We start from the raw sequence: 19,465 nt of genomic DNA on the forward strand, positions 1-19,465 counted from the left end.
TCCTCCTTATGCCGCTTGCTTGCGGAACAGCTCGCGGAATACCGGATAGATATCTTCTACGCCCCGAATATGTTGCAGCGTAAAGTTCGAGAACTGCGCATGCAGGGTTTCATATTCACGCCACAAAGTCTGGTGTGCCCGCCGTGTTATTTCGATATAGCTGTAGTAGCGGACAAACGGCAGAATTTTCTCCTGCAACAGTTCGCGGCAATGTGGTGAATCATCGGCCCAGTTATCGCCGTCAGAGGCTTGTGCGGCATAAATATTCCACAGCGAAGCGGGATAGCGTTTTTCCATGATCTCTTGCATCAGTTTTAGTGCACTAGAAACAATGGTGCCACCGGTCTCTTGTGAGTAGAAAAACTCATGTTCATCAACCTCTTTTGCCTGTGTATGGTGGCGGATGTAGACCACTTCTACGTTTTTGTAAGTACGGGATAAGAACAGATACAGCAGAATATAGAAGCGTTTGGCCATATCTTTGGTGGCTTGATCCATTGAACCGGACACATCCATCAAGCAAAACATAACCGCTTGGCTGGAAGGTTCAGGGCGGCGCTCATAGTTTTTGTAGCGCAGATCAAAGGTATCAATAAAAGGCACTTGCTTAATTTTACGGCGCAACTCGGTAATTTCGGTTTTGATCTCATCCTCTTCGAGCAGGCGGGCTGGCTCACTGTTTTGCAACAGAGTGAGCTGTTGCTCAAGCTCACGCACTTGCCCGCGCTTGGCGGCTGTCATTGCGGTACGGCGCGCGAGTGAGTTGCGCAAAGAACGAATAATACTGATGTTGGCCGGTACACCGTTGGCGGTAAATCCGGCGCGGTGTACTTTGTATTCGACCAGCCGGTTGAGCTGGTTTTTTTGTAAGTTGGGCAGTTCTAAATCTTCAAACAGCAGATCAAGATATTCATCTTTGGATATTTGAAAGACAAACTCATCACTGCCTTCGCCGTCAGCGCTGGCTTGACCTTCACCGCTGCCATTACCGCCTGCACCTCCCTGTGGGCGATCAATATGATCGCCCGCAACGAACTGATCATTTCCCGGGTGCACCCGCTGGTGCACACCGCCTTTTCCCTGATGTAAAAAGGGCTCGGTAATATCTTTTGCGGGAATCGAGATGGATTCTCCGCTGTTGACATCTGTCACCGAGCGTTTATTGACCGCATCTGAAATCGCCTCTTTAATTTGCGATTTATGTCTGCGTAAAAAACGCTGCCGGTTAACCATGCTCTTGTTTTTGCCGTTAAGGCGGCGATCGATAAAATGTGCCATATTTCCCCCAAATCAGTTAGCCCGTTTTTAGGATGATTTACGCACACGTAAGTACCATTCACACAACAAGCGCACTTGCTTTTTGGTGTAGCCTTTTTCCATCATCCGGTGAACAAAATCGTCGTGCTTTTTCTGCTCTTCGGTGGATGTTTTGGTATTAAATGAGATAACTGGCAGCAACTCTTCGGTATTGGAGAACATTTTTTTCTCGATAACCGTGCGCAGTTTTTCATAGCTGGTCCAGTTCGGGTTGCGGCCACCATTGTGTGCTCTAGCCCGCAAGACAAAGTTCACAATTTCATTACGGAAATCTTTCGGGTTGCTGATACCGGCGGGTTTTTCAATTTTTTCTAGTTCTGAATTGAGGGCTGAACGATCAAATAATTGTCCGGTTTCCGGATCGCGATACTCTTGATCCTGAATCCAGAAATCAGCGTATACCACGTAGCGATCAAAAATATTTTGGCCGTATTCAGAGTACGACTCTAAATACGCGGTTTGGATCTCTTTCCCGATAAACTCAACATATTTGGGGATCAAATAACCTTTCAGATGTTCGACATACTTCTCTGCAATCTCTTGCGGGAACTGCTCACGCTCAATTTGTTGCTCAAGCACATAGAACAAGTGCACCGGGTTGGCGGCAACTTCACTGTGATCAAAGTTGAATACGCGAGACAAAATCTTAAAGGCAAAACGGGTGGATAAGCCGTTCATTCCTTCATCAACACCACCATAATCGCGGTACTCTTGGTAAGATTTTGCTTTTGGATCAGTATCTTTCAGGCTTTCCCCATCATAAACACGCATTTTTGAGTATAAGCTGGAGTTTTCTGTCTCTTTCATGCGTGATAGAACGGTAAAGCGAGCTAATGTTTCCAATGTTCCTGGTGCGCAAGGAGCATTAGCCAGCTCACTGTTGCGAAGAAGTTTGTCATAAATACGCATTTCATCGGAAACACGCAGGCAGTACGGTACTTTTACAATGTAGACTCGGTCGAGAAAGGCTTCATTATTTTTGTTATTTCTAAATTGTACCCACTCTGATTCGTTTGAGTGAGCCAGAATAATGCCTTCAAACGGCAGGGCTGAAAGGCCTTCAGTGCCGTTGTAGTTGCCTTCTTGTGTTGCAGTTAACAGTGGGTGTAGCACCTTAATGGGTGCTTTAAACATCTCAACGAATTCCATTAAGCCTTGGTTGGCACGGCATAATGAACCTGAATAGCTGTAGGCATCGGGGTCATGCTGGGCAAAATGCTCAAGCTGACGAATATCAACTTTACCGACGAGTGCCGAAATATCCTGATTGTTCTCATCGCCTGGCTCTGTTTTAGCGATAGCCACCTGATCCAAAATAGAAGGGCGGACTTTAACCACTTTGAAACGAGTGATATCACCGCCAAATTCGTGCAGGCGTTTTGCCGCCCAAGGCGACATGATATTGCGTAGATAGCGCTTAGGAATGCCGTACTCTTCATCTAAAATTCGCCCGTCTTCGTTAACATCAAACAGGCAGAAAGGGTGATCGTTGACTGGGCTGCGTACGCCGTTTGCGGTTAATACATAGATAGGGCTGCGCTGCATAAGGCTTTTTAAGCGCTCTGCCAGTGATGATTTACCGCCCCCTACTGGGCCTAACAAATACAGGATCTGTTTTTTCTCTTCCAGACCTTGGGCGGCATGCTTGAGGTAAGAGACAATCTGCTCGATTGACTCTTCCATCCCATAAAACTCTTCAAAGGCTGGATAACGGGCAATGACACGGTTGGAAAATAGGCGTGATAAACGAGAGTCAGTGGATGTATCAATCATCACAGGTTCACCGACGGCCATCAGTAAGCGCTCTGCAGCATTGGCATAGGCGGTGTGGTCATTACGGCAGATATTCAGAAACTCTTGCAGTGTAAATTCTTCGTCTTTCGCGGCTTCGTAACGCTCACGGTAGTGATCGAAAATAGTCATGGCAATACCCCCTGAAGGATGGATACGAGATGGAACGCTTTTGATTCGCTCGATACGCTATTTTTACGTTCCTGAAATTAAGCTTAGTCGGGTCTGCGGGAATGTCATGTAAATAACGCCAAGTTTTTTAACGAAATTTTAACTTTGGTGTGTATGGCCATGAAACAGAGATGATCGATAGGTGTGTTGATGCATAGCTGGCGGTATGCCGTTGATAACGGTGTGTACGTTTTTGCTGGCCAGAAAACGAATAATTTTCGGTTTGGCTTAGTGATAAGGATAATAGCGGGAGTAAAAAACAAAAGGCGGCTAACCGCCTTAATCAATCAGAGCACTACCCCCCCAGTAGGCTGGGGTAATCATGTTGTGCCGTATCAGCCGATATTATGCAATACGGATATGCGCACTGAGCGTGTGGCTATGTTGCGGCGTTACGGTGACAGGCTGGTTGGTGATGGCAGTTTCTACACAGACCATGGTCAGATAAGCGTCATCATTCATATCGGCCATGTTTCGAGCGCCTTCACGCCATGGAGTCCATGCGACCACACTATTATTGCCTTGATGCTCTACGGTAATAACGCGCTGTGCGGCATCATGAATAAATGAGATATTTTCGGCAGCAGTGTAAATGCGATCTACTGGGCCATCGAGCAGTAAAACTGGTGCATTCACAACTTGTTGGCCGTGGTTTAGGCTGTCAATGTAATCATTACCTAACCCTTCAACACTGGTTTTATTAATATTATCAACGGCAAAGTAAGTGTGTAGAGCACCGGTCAGATTAATGGCTTCACTGCTTTGGCTGTGCAACATGATATTGAGTGTTGCGCCAATTTCCAGTGTGAGTGATAGGGTAAACGGGTGTGGCCAGTAAGCATCGGTTTCAGCGGTATCACTCAAGGTTAGGGTTAGCTGCTGTATGTCGGCTGACTCTTGATATTGCTGTAATTGCCACGGTAAGTTACGGGCAAAACCGTGCGCTGGTTGTGCGGTACGGCCAAACCATGGCCAGCAAACAGGGATACCCCCGCGCAGGGCTTTTCCGGCGATAAACTGGGCTTTTTCACTCAGCCAGATAACCGGTTTTTGATCTCGTGGTTGCCAGAGCAGTAGTTGCGCGCCTTGCAAACTGATCACCGCTTGTGCTTGCGGATGATCAATCACCAACACATCGAGCTCTTCTTTACGGCGTAATGTTAGTGTAGGGGAGAGTTGTTCAATAACAGGCAGGGATAAAAAGCGATCCATACTCACATGCTCCTGTGAACCGGAGATAAGATAAAATGAACGGTAAATTTCAGTTATAAAAAAAGGCGGCTCAACGCCACCTTTTTATTTGATTCACTCAGGATAACCTATTTTGGCTAATCCACTCGAGATTAATCATTCAGATAAGGTATCTAAAATAATTACTTAGAGATGTGAGCGATCAGATCCAGAACTTTGCTGGAGTAACCCATTTCGTTGTCGTACCAAGATACAACTTTAACGAATTTGTCAGTCAGCTGGATACCGGCTTTAGCATCGAATACAGAAGTTTGACGCTCGCCCAGGAAGTCAGTAGAAACAACTTCATCTTCGGTGTAACCCAGAACGCCTTTCATTGCGCCTTGAGAAGCCGCTTTCATTGCGTCACAGATTTCAGCGTAAGTTGCTGCTTTCTTCAGGTTAACAGTCAGGTCAACTACAGATACGTCTGGAGTTGGAACACGGAATGCCATACCAGTCAGTTTGCCTTTCAGCTCAGGGATAACAACACCCACGGCTTTCGCTGCACCAGTAGAAGATGGAATGATGTTTTGAGCCGCGCCACGGCCACCACGCCAGTCTTTAGCAGATGGACCATCAACGGTCTTCTGGGTAGCAGTTGTTGCGTGAACAGTTGTCATCAGGCCTGATTCGATACCGAAAGTATCGTTCAGAACTTTAGCAATTGGTGCTAGGCAGTTCGTGGTGCAAGATGCGTTAGAAACGATCTCTTGACCAGCATATTCGCTGTGGTTTACGCCCATAACGAACATTGGGGTCGCATCTTTAGAAGGACCAGTCAGAACTACTTTCTTCGCGCCAGCAGCGATGTGCTTACGTGCAGTTTCGTCAGTCAGGAACAGACCAGTTGCTTCAGCAACAACGTCAACACCGATAGCATCCCACTTCAGGTTAGCTGGATCACGCTCAGCGGTAACGCGAACGGTTTTGCCGTTAACAATCAGGTTGCCGTCTTTAACTTCAACGGTACCGTTGAAACGACCGTGAGTAGAGTCGTACTTCAGCATGTAAGCCATGTAGTCAACGTCGATCAGGTCATTGATACCAACAACTTCGATGTCGTTGCGCTCGCAAGCCAGACGGAATACGAAACGACCGATACGGCCAAAACCGTTAATACCTACTTTAATAGACATATTCATTCACCAACTAAGTGTTCGTTGATTAAAAGATGGTTGTAAACTTACAAAAACCCTACAAACCGTCAAGAGGAAATGTGTCAAACCTTGCAGAAAATCATAAAGCAAGACAGATTTCTTCTCTATTTTTTCGTGTTACTTCACTTTTTCAACCATATCCCGATCATAGTTCTACAATTATTTATCGGGTTATTCTACTCATTTTTCAACTCTATTATGCGTGAGCTAAGATGCTGAATCGATAGAGCTAACGAGTATAGTCAGTTTTAATTTGTTTATTGTGATTATTATCACGTTTCTTTGGATGATGGCAAAATGTAACCCACTTTCACGGTATTTTTAAGTACATTTAACCTGTTATGAACATTAATACATCAGAAGTGTGGTGATATGTCTGAGAAAAAGCGTGCATCTGAAATTCTGACCCCTGAGCAACAACACGTTTGCCGTGAGCAGGGTACTGAAGCGCCCTTTTCGGGCCGTCTGTTACATAACCGAAAAACGGGGTTGTACCACTGTGTCTGCTGCGATCATCCGCTGTTCTCTTCAGTGGATAAGTTTGACTCGGGCTGTGGTTGGCCGAGTTTTTCTGCGGCGTTAACCCCAAACTCGCTGCGTTATCTGGATGATTTTACACACGGTATGTGCCGAGTAGAGATCCGCTGTAAACAGTGTGATGCACATTTAGGGCATGTGTTTCCTGATGGGCCAGCACCGGAAGGGGATCGCTATTGTCTGAACTCCGTTGCACTTTGTTTTGTTGATCAGGCATCGGGTGAGAAAACGGTAGGTTAACGTTTTGTGTAAATGTAAAGCTATACCTGAGAATCATTCGATAATAATGAGCCATGATAAATAATCGGTAATACTCGTAACCTGCAATAGAGAGCACATCATAAATAAAAGGGCTGTGGATAGGCCTTCCTTGAGTAAAAAAGGCATTTTTCACCGTAACATTTTCAGGTGCTGTATTTCAGCCGCCATATTTTCAGGAGCAATGAGGATGCAGTTGGACAGTGTGATTGCCGCTATGACGGCCGAGGTGTATGAAAGGTTACGTCAGGCTGTTGAGACAGGTAAATGGGCTGATGGGACACGGTTAACGGATGCACAAAAACAGACCAGTTTGCAGGCAGTATTAATCTGGCAGTCTAAACATAACAGCGATCCGCAGCATATGACGGTTGGGCCAGACGGTGTATTGGCGCATAAGTCGAAACAAGAATTAAAGCAGCAGTTTTCTGCATCTTCGGTTATACCGATAGTGAGTTCGTTATCAAGCGATGAAAACAGACGAACAAAGTAATACGATGTAAAAACAGACAGCCAATATGCTGTCTGTTTTTGTTTGGTTCGATGGTTGTTTGTTTAGCGCCGGTGTCTATTTAATCTCGGCTTAATTCCCCACACAAGCTCTGTTGCATCAGGGCTCGCATGGTATCGACTGGCAGGTCTTGACTAAGCAGGTAATGCAGTTTGGCGAGCGCAGCTTCAACAGTCATATCGTATCCACTGATAACCTGTGCCTGAGCGAGAGCATTTCCGGTGGCATAGCCGCCCATGTTCACTTTGCCGGAGAAACATTGGGTCAGATTGACGACAATAATACCGCGTCTGGCGGCTTCTTGCAGTTCGGCTAGCAGCGCTGGATGTTGAGGGGCATTACCCACTCCGTAGGATCGCAAGATCAGTGCTTTTACCGGCTGGCGCAAAAAGTTACGCACAACTTCTGAGGATATCCCCGGATAGAGTGACACGACACCGATAGGCTGTGGTGTGATGCTGTGCAGTTTCAGTGCGGTGCTATTTGTTGTCTGTGTGGATGGTGTGATGCGGCGGATATGGATGCCCGCTTCCATCAGCAACGGAAAGTTGGGTGAGGCAAAGGCATCAAAGCCATCAGCATGGGCTTTGGTGGTACGGTTACCGCGAAACAGTTTGTTGTTGAAAAACAGGGTGACTTCATTAATAGGATAAGTTGCCGCCAGATAGAGGGCGTTGAGCAAGTTGGTCTGGCCATCTGAACGCAGTTCTGCCAGCGGTATTTGTGAGCCAGTGATGATGACCGGCTTATTTAAGTTTTCCAGCATAAAAGAGAGTGCTGAGGCTGTGTAGGCCATGGTGTCTGTACCGTGCAGGATCACAAAGCCATCATAGTGATCATAATTAGCATAGATATCATCTGCTATGCGCTGCCAGTCAGCCGGTGTCATGTCTGATGAGTCGATCAGGGGGGCATATTCATGAATACTAAAGTCGGGCATTTCGGCACGGTGGAATTCTGGCATCAGCTCCAGTTGCTTTTGCATGTAGCCGGAGACAGGAATGTAGCCATGCGCTGAGTGTTGCATGCCGATAGTGCCGCCGGTGTAGGCAACATAAATAGATTTTTTCTGCATAAATATCCGCTGATTGTGAGCCTAAAGACATCAATAGGGTGGATTATCTGGCCTGTATTGGGAAAAGGGCAGCTAAATGCGCTTTATATGACGCAAATTATAGAAGAGTCTGTGGTGAAAAAAAGCCCAGATTGACTGGGCTTGGATGATTTTTATCAACATAGAGGGTGATTTTTACTGTTCACCCTGTGTGTGTGGTTGAAATAAAGCGCTAACCGGTGATTTGCCCGCAATTTAAGCAGTACGCGTAGCGGCCATTCGGATCATTGAATTCACTGAGTATAGAGGTCTGCTGCTGCCATGCTTTAAGCGTTTGCATCAGCGGAGCCGGAACAGCCACGCCAGCAGGCATCAGAGCCTGAATTTGTACGCTAAATTGCGACAAGATCAGATCACGCGTAGACGGGCTTTGTTGTACCCAATTTAGCTGTGGGTTTTTCAGTTTTGCCAGTTCAGCGGCTTTAGCTACTGCGGTATCGAAATCACCCAAGGCATCAACCAGCCCTTTTTGCTTGGCATCAACCCCTAACCAAACTTGCCCCTGAGCCATGCTGTCAACCTGCGGGATGGTCATTTTCCGGCCTTGTGCTACAAGGGTCAAAAACTGCTGATAGCCGCGCTCGATAGAGAGTTGAATGAGATCAGTTACGTGCGGGTTGAGTTTTTTGGTGATGCTCAGATCAGCCAGCGGGCCGGTAGAGACACCATCAGTATTGACTCCGATGCTGTTTAGGGTGTTTTCAAAGGTGTTTATTACACCGAAAATACCGATTGAACCTGTGATGGTGTTCGGGTTGGCGACGATATAGCTGGCATCGGCTGAGATCCAATATCCACCGGATGCGGCCATTGACCCCATCGAGATAACCACCGGTTTACCGGCTTTCTCTAGTGCGACCACCTCATTGCGGATAATTTCAGAGGCAAAAGCGCTGCCACCGGGGCTATCAACCCGCAATACCACTGCTTTGATTTTGCTATTGGTGCGGGCCTGTCGCAGCAACTCTGCAGTGCTGTCGCCGCCAATGCTGCCCGGTTGCTGTGTGCCATCCATGATTGCACCGCTGGCAATAATAACGCCGATATTACCATCAGCAGGGGTGCGATCAAGCGGGTTGGCGCTGAGGTAACTTTGATAGTGGGTGGCGATAAAGCCTTGCGGAGTTTTATCCTCTCCAAACTCTTTTGCCATGGCGCTGCTCATCTCCTGACGCGTGGCCAGTTGATCAACTAGCTTACGTTGCACTGCGTAGGCTGCGCTGTCACCGCCAAGTTTTTTTAGGCTGGCAAGCAGTGTATCTGCATCCGGAACGAGATCATTGGGGTGCAGTTTACGGTTGGTAGCAATATCGGTTCGGATATTTTGCCACATCAGATCAACCCAGCGCTGGGTGTTTTCACGCGCTTCAGCCGACATGTCATTACGGATAAACGGCTCTACGGCGGATTTGTATGTGCCGACCCGGAATACATGGGTGTTTACCTTCAGTTTTTCCAGCAGGTCTTTGTAGTACAGCGCATTCATGCCCAAACCGTTCAGATCAATACTGCCCTGTGGTGACATGAAAATCTTGCTGGCATAACTGGCAAGATAATATTGGCTTTGTGAATAGGTATCAGCATAGGCATATACCGGCTTCCCGGCCTCTTTGAACTCTTGCAGCGCTTTACCTATATAGGTAATTGACGGTGCGCTGGCACTGGTTAAGTTATTGAGATAGAGAACAATACCTTTTACTTTACTGTCAGTTTTTGCCTGACGGATAGCATCAACCAGATCAAAGACTGAATTTTCCGTGATGCTACTATTATTGCCAAAAAATTCTCGGCCCATTTGTTGAATTGGGTTAGAAAAGCGCGGCTCTTCAACGATAACGCCTGAGAGATCAAGCAGCAGCGCGCCTTGCTTCATTTCGGGGCTTTCGGGCTTTAAAAAACCATAAATAACGATGCCGAACAATACTAGTACAACCAGTATCAGATTAAGAGTGGCTTCGCGAATAAAATTGATGATTCGCCATGCCCAGCTAAACAAATTTGCAACCAGTCGCCACAATAAGCGCATGGTATCTCCAGTAGGTTAAGTGATAATTAATAGGGTTATCAGGCTATCGTAGCGCGAACAGCGCTAAAGATCAGCTTCTCATGCTGTCTGGCAATTAAGCCGATTTTTGTGCGTGTGGTTGCGCAGCAAGATGTAAACAAAATGTTTGCGGTTATTTGCATCCTTTCGTAAGCTGGTCAGACCATAATAATAAGGACAGTTATGTATGCCTTCCTCTATGCCTCCCTCTCTTTTGTTGTCTGAGCCAGTATCACCTTATCCGCATTTGTTGCAGCCACTGGACTTGGGGTTTACCCAATTACGTAACCGTGTATTGATGGGATCAATGCATACCGGTCTTGAAGAGGCGCGCGGCGGGTTTGATAAGCTGGCTGTGTTTTATCGGCAGCGTGCCGAGGGCGGTGTCGGGTTAATTGTCACTGGCGGTATTGCGCCTAATTTTCGTGGCCGTTTAGTGCCACACGGTGCGCAGTTGAGCTTTCCGTGGCAGGTGGGTAAACACCGTAAAGTGACCACCGCAGTGACCGAGGCCGGCGGTAAAATTTGCCTGCAAATTTTACATGCGGGGCGTTATGCTTATCACCCGTTTTCGGTTGCGCCTTCTGCGGTGCAATCTCCGATTACCCCTTTTAAGCCGGGCGCATTATCGGTACGCCAAATTCAAAATACGATACGTGATTTTACCCAAACTGCGGTATTGGCACAGGAAGCGGGTTATCACGGCATTGAAATTATGGGATCAGAGGGGTATCTGATAAACCAGTTTATTTGCGCCCGAACTAATCAGCGCACCGATGGTTGGGGCGGCGATTTTGCTGCACGTAGCCGTTTCCCGCTGGAAATTGTGCGAGCTGTGCGTGAGCGAGTCGGGCGTGATTTTATTATTATCTTTCGTTTATCGATGCTGGATTTAGTTGAACAGGGAAGCAGCTGGGATGAGGTCGTGTTACTGGCTAAAGCGCTTGAGAGTGCCGGGGTGACCTTGCTCAATACCGGTATCGGCTGGCATGAGGCGCGTGTGCCGACCATTGCAACCAGTGTGCCGCGCGGGGCGTTTAGCTGGGTAACGGCCCGTTTGCGTGCTGAGGTAAATATTCCGCTGATCACCACTAACCGCATTAATACGCCACAAATTGCCGAGGATATTCTGGCCCGCGGTGATGCCGATATGGTTTCAATGGCCCGCCCGTTTTTGGCTGATCCTGACTTTGTGCGAAAAGCGGCCCGCAATCAGGCCGACCGTATCAATACCTGTATTGCCTGTAATCAGGCCTGTTTAGATCACGTGTTTATCGGTAAGCGGGCTAGCTGTTTAGTCAACCCGCAAGCTGGGTATGAAACCGAGTTGCGTTATCTGCGCAGTGCAGCGCCAAAAAAGGTTGCGATTGTGGGCGCGGGGCCAGCGGGATTATCTGCGGCTTGCGTTGCCGCAGAGTGCGGGCATCAGGTTACGCTGTTTGAACAACACCATCAGATTGGTGGGCAGTTTAACTATGCTAGCCAGATCCCCGGTAAAGCAGAGTTCACCGAAACGCTGCGTTATTTTGCCGTACGGCTAGCCGACAATGCGGTTGATGTGCGTTTAAATCAGCGGGCTGATGCGGCCATGCTGACCGGTTTTGATGAGGTGATTATCGCCACCGGCATTGTTCCGCGTGTGCCGCCAATCGCCGGGATTGATCACCCAACTGTGCTGAGCTATCTCGATGTACTGCGCGATCACCATCCGGTGGGTAAGCGTGTGGCGATTATCGGCGCGGGGGGGATTGGTTTTGATGTGGCTGAATATCTGGCCGTAGTGTCGGCTATCTCAACGCAACAACAGAATCATCAACAGGATATTGCGCACTGGCTGCAAGAGTGGGGTATTGATGCACAAGTTAAGGCGCGCGGCGGGTTACAACCGGCTGTTGCACCGGTAACACAACGTGAAATCTGGCTGCTACAGCGTAAAGAGAGCAAAGTTGGGGCGGGGCTTGGGAAAACTACCGGCTGGATACACCGTGCAAGCTTACAGCAGCATAATGTACAGATGTGGGCAGGTGTTCAGTATCACAGCATTGATGATCAGGGGCTGCATATTGAGTCTGCCGGTCAGCACCAAATTCTGGCGGTTGACAACATTATTTTGTGTACAGGGCAAGAGCCGCTACGTGAGCTAGCCGATCAGTTGCTGGCATTAGGGCGTAAGCCGCATGTAATTGGCGGGGCTGATGTGGCCAGTGAACTGGATGCCAAACGGGCGATTCGTCAGGGTGCTGAGGTCGCATCGCGCCTGTAATTGTGTGCATAGTGGTTACGCGCTACTAAATCGTTGTGATCACTAATACGTGATCGCTAATAGATAGTAGATGACGTAGATAATAGATGGCGAATAATTTCACAGTTGAGAACTATTCGTATTTGTTAGGCGGCGGTTGAGCATGGTAATCTAACCACAGTTTTGCTTTCACGTTCACTGCCGCTTTGCTGTAACAGCCGTTGCAGTTAGGCGCTATCTTTTTATGCAAAGTGTTATGCAGGGTTTTTGCAGGGAGTTACCTATGCACGCGTTGGATTTACTGTTGCACCGCCGTTCGGCTTCACGTTTGCAAGCCCCCGCGCCACAGGGCGAGGCATTAGATACCATCATTCGCGCGGGTATGCGCGCGCCTGATCACGGTGCATTACAGCCGTGGCGTTTTACCCTGATAGAGGGTGAAGGATTGCAGCGTTTTAGTGATCTGCTAGTCTGCGTGGCTGAGCAAGATAACGAGCCTGCCGAATTTATCGAAAAATCACGCCAAGCGCCGTTTCGCGCACCGCTGATTATTGCAGTAGCGGCGCACTGTAGTGATCACCCTAAAGTACCCCACTGGGAGCAGATTATGTCGGCGGGCTGTGCGGTTCAAGCCATGCAAATGGCGGCGTTTGCACTCGGTTTTGGCGGGATCTGGCGCAGTGGAAAATGGACAGAAGATCAGCGGATTAAAGCGGCTTTTGGCTGTAGTGAACAAGATGCGCTGGTGGGCTTCCTCTATCTAGGTACAACACCGTTAAAACCACAAAAAGTGAAACCGGCTGATATTGCACCTTTTGTCAGACATTTTTAATGTGAATCGGTGATTTATTCCACGAGATAGGCTTTTATCGTACTTTATCACCCACAACACCCATCATTTTTGAGCATCTCACGCTATGCGCGCTTATAATAGGCGCATTGCGTGTTACGGCACGCCTGTCATTTTCATAATTTGATGATAGGATTTTTTCCCCATGAAAGCTCTGCGTTTAACTCAATACAGCCACGGTGCAGGCTGTGGCTGTAAAATTTCGCCAAAAGTACTTGATACGATTTTGCATTCAGAAATGCAGAAGTTTGTAGACCCAAATTTACTGGTTGGCAACGAAACCAAAGATGATGCCGCTGTGTACGATATCGGCAATGGCACGGGCATTATCAGCACCACCGACTTTTTTATGCCGATTGTGGACGACCCGTTTGATTTTGGTCGTATCGCCGCCACTAATGCCATCAGTGATGTGTACGCGATGGGCGGAAAACCCATTATGGCGATTGCTATTTTGGGCTGGCCGATTGCCAAATTACCGGCAGAAGTAGCGCAAAAAGTGATTGATGGCGGGCGTTACGCCTGTCAGCAGGCCGGTATAGCACTGGCAGGTGGCCACTCAATTGATGCGCCTGAGCCGATTTTTGGCCTTGCCGTTACCGGTATTGTTGAAACTGCATTGGTGAAAAAGAACAGCGCGGCAGAAGCCGGTTGTAAGCTCTATTTGACCAAGCCGTTGGGTATTGGCGTGCTAACCACTGCAGAGAAAAAAGGCAAATTACGCCCGGAACATGTGGGTGTAGCAACCGAGACCATGTGCCAGATGAATACTTCAGGGACTGATTTTGCCCACTTAGCTGGCGTTACCGCGATGACCGATGTCACCGGTTTTGGTTTGCTTGGCCACTTAAGTGAAATGTGTCAGGGTTCTGATTTGACGGCTACCTTATGGTTTGATGCAGTGCCAAAACTCGATGCCGTAGAAGCCTATATTGCCGAAGGATGTGTGCCCGGCGGTACGCTGCGTAATTTCGACAGCTATGGCCATTTAATTGCCCCGCTGACTGAATTACAGCGCAATTTATTGTGTGATCCGCAAACCTCGGGCGGGTTGTTACTGGCCGTACGCCCTGATGCCGAAGCTGAGGTTCAAGCCGTGGCAGCGCGGCATAATCTGATACTCTCAGCCATTGGTGAATTACACCAACATGCACTGCAAGGTGCACCGGATACCGCTCTGATCGAGGTTAAAGCATGCCGCGTTTAAATGCAGCTGAAGTGGATTTTAGAACGCTGTTTTTAACGGATACCCCGCTCATGGATGTGCGTGCGCCGGTTGAATATTTGCAAGGTGCATTCCCGACTTCAGTTAACTTGCCGCTGATGAATGATCGCGAGCGGGAGGCAGTCGGGATCTGTTACAAAGAGGAAGGCCCCGAGCGTGCGCTGCGTTTAGGGCATAATTTGGTGCGCGATGATGTAAAAGGCGCGCGTCTTGCTGCCTGGTCAGCCTATTGTCATACGCATCCACACGGTTACATGTACTGTTTTCGCGGCGGTCAGCGCTCGCATATCACACAGGCATGGCTGAAAGAGGCGGGCGTTGATTACCCACTGATTGAAGGTGGTTACAAAGCCTTACGCCGTTTTTTAATGGATCAAACGGTTGAAGCGGCAAAATTACCGGTGACACTGATTGGCGGTAACACCGGCAGCGGTAAAACACGCCTGATTAAATCACTGCCAAACAGCGCCGATCTTGAGGGCGCAGCCCGTCATCGCGGCTCATCTTTTGGCCGTATGGTGGTCGATCAATCTACCCAGATTGGGTTTGAAAATCAGTTGGCCATTGAACTGCTCAAGTGTATGGATAGCGGCGCAAACTCACTGGTGCTTGAGGATGAGGGGCGGATTATCGGCTCGGCACACGTACCGCTAGAGCTGTTCGAGTCAATGACTGCAGCGAAAATTGCCGTTATTGAAGACCCTGTTGATGTTCGATTAGTGCGTCTGCGTGAAGAGTACGTCGATTTCATGCTAAATGGCTTTATCAGTGTCTATGGCGAGCAACAAGGCTGGATGCAGTTTGCTGACTATCTACGTCACGGCTTATTCGGCATTCGTAAACGCTTAGGGATGTCCCGTTTTCAAGAGATTACCGAGCTGCTGGAGAATGCACTGGTTCAGCATCAGCAGGGTCAATCTGCAGACGTACACATGAGCTGGTTAGCGCCGTTACTGGTTGAATATTACGACCCGATGTACCAGTATCAACTGGGTAAAAAAGCCGATCGCATCTGCTTTAAGGGCACGTATCAAGATGTTGAGGCATTCTTGAAAGATCAGCGCGTTTAACCTGTATCGGGTGGCTGCTTTTTACGTTATCACACAGGCCGCATTGCACTCTCATGCGGCCTGTGCTCCACTGTTTATGCTGTATATCACAAAGCGATTTATCATAAAGGTTGTCAATGCGTCTTTTCATCGCGGAAAAACCCAGTCTTGGTCGTGCTATTGCCGATGTATTGCCAAAACCACACCGAAAGCAAGACGGCTATATTGAGTGCGGTGAGGGAAATGTGGTGAGCTGGTGTATCGGCCACTTGCTTGAACAGGCCGAGCCTGATGCTTATGGTGAGCAGTACGCGCGCTGGAATTTACTGCATTTACCGATAGTGCCGCAAAAATGGCAGCTGCAACCTAAACCCTCTTCCCGCAAACAGCTCAACGTGCTGGCCTCACTGGTCAAGAAAGCGACACACATTGTCCATGCCGGTGACCCTGATCGCGAAGGGCAACTTTTGGTGGATGAAGTGCTGCAATACTTGCCATTATCGGCAGCGGCTGCCACCGATATTCAGCGCTGCCTGATTAATGATTTAAACCCCTCGGCTGTTACGCGGGCGATTGACCGTTTGCGGCCAAATCGGGAGTTTATCCCCCTGTGTGTTTCGGCACTGGCTCGTGCGCGGGCCGATTGGCTGTATGGCATCAACATGACCCGCGCCTATACGCTACTTGGCCAGCGGGCAGGTTACAAAGGTGTGCTCTCGGTTGGGCGGGTACAGACCCCGATTTTAGGCTTAGTAGTGCGGCGCGATGAAGAGATAGAGCACTTCATCCCTCGAACCTATTATGAAGTGCGTGCGCATATTCAAACGCCTGCCAACGAAACATTTTGTGCGCAGTGGCAGCCGAGTGAAGCTACCGAACCCTATCAAGATGAAGAGGGGCGGATTATTAGCCTGAAACTGGCACAGCACGTAGCCGGACGCATTAGCGGCAAGCCTGCGCAGGTTGATGATTACGAAGATAAGCGCGAAAAAGAGCCGCCGCCGTTGCCTTTTTCACTTTCAGCGCTGCAAATTGATGCTGCGAAAGCCTTTGGGCTAAGTGCTCAACAGGTTTTGGATACCTGCCAAAAGCTGTATGAAACGCACAAACTGATCACCTATCCGCGATCTGACAGCCGCTACCTGCCGGCAGAGCATTTTGCCGATCGGCATTCGGTGCTCAATGCGCTTACCGTGCATGCTGCATCGCTCGATGCCTCACATGCAGGGTTTGATGGGCAACAGCGTGGACGCTGCTGGGATGATGGCAAAGTAGATGCGCACCATGCAATTATTCCAACTTCCCGCACCAAACCGGCTAATCTGACATCTGATGAACAAAAAGTGTATACCCTAATTGCCCGTCAATACCTGATGCAATTTTGTGCGGATGCCGAGTATCGTAAATGTAAAATCCGGCTGACCATTGATGGCGGGAAGTTTCACGCGCAAGCGCGTAACCTGCAAACCGCCGGCTGGAAAGCGTTACAGGGCAAGCAGGATGAAGAGAAAGATGATGAGAGCAGTGCACCTTTGCCATCGGTCAGTAAAGGCGATGTTCTGACCTGTGATCGCGGCGAGGTGATGCACAAAGAGACCCAACCGCCGCGTGCTTTTACCGATGCAACGTTGCTTTCTGCGATGACCGGTATTGCCCGTTTCGTGCAGGATAAAGATCTGAAAAAAGTGTTGCGTGCAACCGATGGTTTAGGCACAGAGGCCACGCGAGCCGGTATTATCGAGCTGCTGTTTAAGCGGCAATTTTTGCACAAAAAAGGGCGTACGATTCAATCAACACCCGCAGGGCGTGCGTTGATCCACAGCTTGCCTGATGTCGCAACCCGACCAGATATGACTGCGCAGTGGGAGTCAACTCTGACTGCGGTTAGTGAAAAACGGTGCCGCTATGATGACTTTATGCAGCCACTGATTACACAGTTGCAGCAATTGATTGATCAGGCCAGACAATCACGTACACCGCAGGCACTTAGCGGTATCCAGCAGATGCAGTCTGCGGTAGCGGGGAGCACAACACAGACCCGCAAGCGCACGGGGGCGGCAAAAAGTACCTCAGCAACGAAGCGTTCTGCGCAAGCAAAACGTGCCAGTGCTAAAAACACGGATCACAGCACCGCGGCCAGTACCCGCAGTAAAAAAGCACCCGCCAAACACCGTGCGGCAGGTAAAAAGAGTCAGGGTTAACGCTTTGTCTTACTTAATCCTATGAACATACGCTATGAAAAGTATTTCATGAAAAGGAGTTCTTTATGTTTCAGATTTTGCTCTCTAAACGGTTAGAACAGTTGCAGACGTGGCGTAAATTACAGCCGTATTTTCCGTTGTTTTTATTGCGACATTTTAGCGCTGGGCGCCGGTGGCGGGCAGTGTGTTATTGCATGCTGCTTGGCGGAATATCAAGTAACACGGCCTATGCAGACGTTATAACAACCGGCGTACAGGGCATGCAAAACAGTACGGTATTTAGTACCGGAAGCCGTAATCAAACGCTTTCAAATAATCTGATTGCGGCTGATGCCGACTCACTGACGTCAACAACTGAAGCCAACACCAGCAGTACGCGCTGGGGAAACTCTGACCGTACCAAGCTCAATATTGATATTGATAGCGGGGCATTAATGCAAGGTCCGGCCTGTTATTATGCCGACCAGCGTTACTCTGAAGGCGCATTGCTGGATGTCGGAAATAGCGTAATGCGCTGTATCAAACAAAAACCAGAGTTCAATAATAGCCCGCTCGAATGGCAGATTTTTAAGACTAATAGTGAGAAGCCGTGACGAATTCATTTACAAAAATGAACAGAATATGAATAAACTCCTCAGCTCAGATTAAGGCAATAAGGTGTTTAATACTCCTATCAACTATTTGAGGAGTACATCATGAAACCTATTACTATCGTTACCGCTGTATTACTGCTGACTTCTGCTTCTGCAATGGCTGCCGATCACCATACAGCCAATATTCCTGCGGCAGTCAGCCAGAATGCTTATCAGGGGCCGGTGAAAACCACGACTATTGCAGAATTACAGGCAATGAAAACGCCGTTTAAAGATCATAATGTGGTGATGGATGGCTATTTAACCAGCCAGATAGATGCTAAGCACTACACATTTAGTGATGGAAAACAGCAGATTACTGTGGAAATTGACCATGATGTCGTCATGCCACAAGGTGTTACCGATAAAACCAAAGTGCGTTTGTACGGGGAATATGAAACCGGCATCACCAAGTCAGAGCTTGAAGGAAAACGTATTCAGCTACTGTAACCCGCAAAATGGTTATAACTGAATCGAGAAAATAGAGTGGCAATATCGCATGATAATTCCTTGTTTATAAAGGAAAATCCAGAGGTATTACCGCTGCTGGCTGTTACGGATCAGATGAGTCATTTCATGAAGCACACTGAATTACCAGCACTATCATTAGTGATATTACAGGCGCTATTGCTGGCAGTGACGTTAAGCTTTGCTATGCCAATGCAGGCACAGGCTGATCCGTTATCGCCTAATTATGCCCCCCCACCACTAGAGTTTGATGATGATGTGCAAGACACCGCACTGGCAGCAACTCAAGCAGGGCTGATTCAGCCATACAGTGCGTTGCTCACTCAGGTTGAAAAAGATTTCTATGGCCGGATTATCGAAGTTGAGTTAGATGAAGATGATGATGTCTGGGAATATGAGTTAAAGCTGCTCAGTGCAGAAAATAACCTGATTAAAGTTAAATACAACGCTAAAACTCTGCAAGTGATCAAGATGAAAGGCCGCCAACTTGAGAAAGCCTTGAAGCGTAACATTGTGCCGCTTGATGATTAAAGTATTGCTTGATAATTGAAGTATTGCTCGATGATTCAAGTGCCGACTGCGTGTTGTAATTGCAGCTAATGCTCATTACAGATCACGCATTACAGATAACAGATAACAGATAACAGATAACAGATAACAGATTA

The 19,465-nt window shown here is 48.2% G+C and carries 16 protein-coding genes; 10 read left to right on the plus strand and 6 right to left on the minus strand.

The annotated features are described in order from the left end of the window. Window positions 1-6 precede the first annotated feature (6 nt). The 4 genes from AC1HDJ_RS07475 to gap all read right to left on the minus strand — a co-directional run bounded on the left by AC1HDJ_RS07475 (window position 7) and on the right by gap (window position 5,648). The gene (locus AC1HDJ_RS07475; RefSeq protein ID WP_479534691.1) at window positions 7-1,278 is read right to left on the minus strand and encodes a YeaH/YhbH family protein; all 1,272 of its coding nucleotides are present in this window, start codon (window positions 1,276-1,278) and stop codon (window positions 7-9) included. 27 nt (window positions 1,279-1,305) lie between these two features. Next, window positions 1,306-3,240: a PrkA family serine protein kinase gene (locus AC1HDJ_RS07480; RefSeq protein WP_479534693.1), complete on the minus strand. Its 1,935-nt coding sequence runs from the start codon at window positions 3,238-3,240 to the stop codon at window positions 1,306-1,308. A 384-nt stretch (window positions 3,241-3,624) separates the two neighbouring features. Beyond that, the gene (locus AC1HDJ_RS07485; RefSeq protein ID WP_479534695.1) at window positions 3,625-4,491 is read right to left on the minus strand and encodes a D-hexose-6-phosphate mutarotase; all 867 of its coding nucleotides are present in this window, start codon (window positions 4,489-4,491) and stop codon (window positions 3,625-3,627) included. Between the two features lie 161 nt (window positions 4,492-4,652). After that, a complete protein-coding gene (gap, locus tag AC1HDJ_RS07490) occupies window positions 4,653-5,648 on the minus strand; it encodes a type I glyceraldehyde-3-phosphate dehydrogenase (RefSeq protein WP_438622965.1) in 996 nt (331 codons plus the stop codon). 393 nt (window positions 5,649-6,041) lie between these two features. Here gap and msrB point away from each other — a divergent pair, with 393 nt between their 5' ends. Both msrB and AC1HDJ_RS07500 read left to right on the plus strand, forming a co-directional pair. Then, window positions 6,042-6,446, plus strand: coding sequence for a peptide-methionine (R)-S-oxide reductase MsrB (gene msrB / locus AC1HDJ_RS07495; protein ID WP_479534698.1), 405 nt, complete (start codon window positions 6,042-6,044; stop codon window positions 6,444-6,446). Between the two features lie 208 nt (window positions 6,447-6,654). Then, window positions 6,655-6,957 carry a YeaC family protein gene (locus tag AC1HDJ_RS07500; RefSeq protein WP_479534700.1) on the plus strand — a complete coding sequence of 101 codons (303 nt, stop codon included), beginning with the start codon at window positions 6,655-6,657 and terminating at the stop codon, window positions 6,955-6,957. A 79-nt stretch (window positions 6,958-7,036) separates the two neighbouring features. Here the strand turns inward: AC1HDJ_RS07500 and ansA are convergent, their stop codons facing one another. Together ansA and sppA are read right to left on the minus strand one after the other, a co-directional pair. Beyond that, window positions 7,037-8,050 carry an asparaginase gene (ansA, locus tag AC1HDJ_RS07505; protein WP_479534702.1) on the minus strand — a complete coding sequence of 338 codons (1,014 nt, stop codon included), beginning with the start codon at window positions 8,048-8,050 and terminating at the stop codon, window positions 7,037-7,039. Between the two features lie 211 nt (window positions 8,051-8,261). Further along, window positions 8,262-10,115: a signal peptide peptidase SppA gene (sppA, locus tag AC1HDJ_RS07510; RefSeq protein WP_479534704.1), complete on the minus strand. Its 1,854-nt coding sequence runs from the start codon at window positions 10,113-10,115 to the stop codon at window positions 8,262-8,264. 205 nt (window positions 10,116-10,320) lie between these two features. On the opposite strand from sppA, the gene AC1HDJ_RS07515 reads away from it, so the two are divergent. From AC1HDJ_RS07515 to AC1HDJ_RS07550, 8 genes are all read left to right on the plus strand, one after another. Beyond that, window positions 10,321-12,396, plus strand: coding sequence for an FAD-dependent oxidoreductase (locus AC1HDJ_RS07515; protein WP_479534706.1), 2,076 nt, complete (start codon window positions 10,321-10,323; stop codon window positions 12,394-12,396). 262 nt (window positions 12,397-12,658) lie between these two features. Then, entirely contained in the window at window positions 12,659-13,207 is a 549-nt protein-coding gene (locus AC1HDJ_RS07520) for an NAD(P)H nitroreductase (RefSeq protein ID WP_479534708.1), read from the plus strand. A 163-nt stretch (window positions 13,208-13,370) separates the two neighbouring features. Then, window positions 13,371-14,432: a selenide, water dikinase SelD gene (gene selD, locus AC1HDJ_RS07525; protein ID WP_479534710.1), complete on the plus strand. Its 1,062-nt coding sequence runs from the start codon at window positions 13,371-13,373 to the stop codon at window positions 14,430-14,432. Beyond that, window positions 14,420-15,520 carry a tRNA 2-selenouridine(34) synthase MnmH gene (mnmH, locus tag AC1HDJ_RS07530; protein WP_479534712.1) on the plus strand — a complete coding sequence of 367 codons (1,101 nt, stop codon included), beginning with the start codon at window positions 14,420-14,422 and terminating at the stop codon, window positions 15,518-15,520. Before selD ends, mnmH begins: the two co-directional genes overlap by 13 nt. Window positions 15,521-15,636: 116 nt before the next feature. Then, window positions 15,637-17,700 (plus strand): DNA topoisomerase III, encoded by a 2,064-nt coding sequence (locus AC1HDJ_RS07535; RefSeq protein ID WP_479534713.1) that lies wholly within the window; start codon window positions 15,637-15,639, stop codon window positions 17,698-17,700. 65 nt (window positions 17,701-17,765) lie between these two features. Continuing rightward, the gene (locus tag AC1HDJ_RS07540) at window positions 17,766-18,293 is read left to right on the plus strand and encodes a DUF1496 domain-containing protein (protein ID WP_479534715.1); all 528 of its coding nucleotides are present in this window, start codon (window positions 17,766-17,768) and stop codon (window positions 18,291-18,293) included. Between the two features lie 102 nt (window positions 18,294-18,395). Beyond that, window positions 18,396-18,782 carry a YgiW/YdeI family stress tolerance OB fold protein gene (locus AC1HDJ_RS07545; RefSeq protein ID WP_479534717.1) on the plus strand — a complete coding sequence of 129 codons (387 nt, stop codon included), beginning with the start codon at window positions 18,396-18,398 and terminating at the stop codon, window positions 18,780-18,782. Window positions 18,783-18,908: 126 nt separating this feature from the next. Then, window positions 18,909-19,331: a PepSY domain-containing protein gene (locus AC1HDJ_RS07550; protein ID WP_479534719.1), complete on the plus strand. Its 423-nt coding sequence runs from the start codon at window positions 18,909-18,911 to the stop codon at window positions 19,329-19,331. Window positions 19,332-19,465: the final 134 nt, after the last annotated feature.

Source organism: Plesiomonas sp. ISS29 (assembly GCF_056522795.1).

What these genes read in the sequence shown, in the direction of transcription:
- AC1HDJ_RS07475 (WP_479534691.1), bottom strand. Translation starts at nt 1,278, where the DNA reads ATGGCACATTTTATCGATCGCCGCCTTAACGGCAAAAACAAGAGCATG.
- AC1HDJ_RS07480 (WP_479534693.1), bottom strand. Translation starts at nt 3,240, where the DNA reads ATGACTATTTTCGATCACTACCGTGAGCGTTACGAAGCCGCGAAAGAC.
- AC1HDJ_RS07485 (WP_479534695.1), bottom strand. Translation starts at nt 4,491, where the DNA reads ATGGATCGCTTTTTATCCCTGCCTGTTATTGAACAACTCTCCCCTACA.
- gap (WP_438622965.1), bottom strand. Translation starts at nt 5,648, where the DNA reads ATGTCTATTAAAGTAGGTATTAACGGTTTTGGCCGTATCGGTCGTTTC.
- msrB (WP_479534698.1), top strand. Translation starts at nt 6,042, where the DNA reads ATGTCTGAGAAAAAGCGTGCATCTGAAATTCTGACCCCTGAGCAACAA.
- AC1HDJ_RS07500 (WP_479534700.1), top strand. Translation starts at nt 6,655, where the DNA reads ATGCAGTTGGACAGTGTGATTGCCGCTATGACGGCCGAGGTGTATGAA.
- ansA (WP_479534702.1), bottom strand. Translation starts at nt 8,050, where the DNA reads ATGCAGAAAAAATCTATTTATGTTGCCTACACCGGCGGCACTATCGGC.
- sppA (WP_479534704.1), bottom strand. Translation starts at nt 10,115, where the DNA reads ATGCGCTTATTGTGGCGACTGGTTGCAAATTTGTTTAGCTGGGCATGG.
- AC1HDJ_RS07515 (WP_479534706.1), top strand. Translation starts at nt 10,321, where the DNA reads ATGCCTTCCTCTATGCCTCCCTCTCTTTTGTTGTCTGAGCCAGTATCA.
- AC1HDJ_RS07520 (WP_479534708.1), top strand. Translation starts at nt 12,659, where the DNA reads ATGCACGCGTTGGATTTACTGTTGCACCGCCGTTCGGCTTCACGTTTG.
- selD (WP_479534710.1), top strand. Translation starts at nt 13,371, where the DNA reads ATGAAAGCTCTGCGTTTAACTCAATACAGCCACGGTGCAGGCTGTGGC.
- mnmH (WP_479534712.1), top strand. Translation starts at nt 14,420, where the DNA reads ATGCCGCGTTTAAATGCAGCTGAAGTGGATTTTAGAACGCTGTTTTTA.
- AC1HDJ_RS07535 (WP_479534713.1), top strand. Translation starts at nt 15,637, where the DNA reads ATGCGTCTTTTCATCGCGGAAAAACCCAGTCTTGGTCGTGCTATTGCC.
- AC1HDJ_RS07540 (WP_479534715.1), top strand. Translation starts at nt 17,766, where the DNA reads ATGTTTCAGATTTTGCTCTCTAAACGGTTAGAACAGTTGCAGACGTGG.
- AC1HDJ_RS07545 (WP_479534717.1), top strand. Translation starts at nt 18,396, where the DNA reads ATGAAACCTATTACTATCGTTACCGCTGTATTACTGCTGACTTCTGCT.
- AC1HDJ_RS07550 (WP_479534719.1), top strand. Translation starts at nt 18,909, where the DNA reads ATGAAGCACACTGAATTACCAGCACTATCATTAGTGATATTACAGGCG.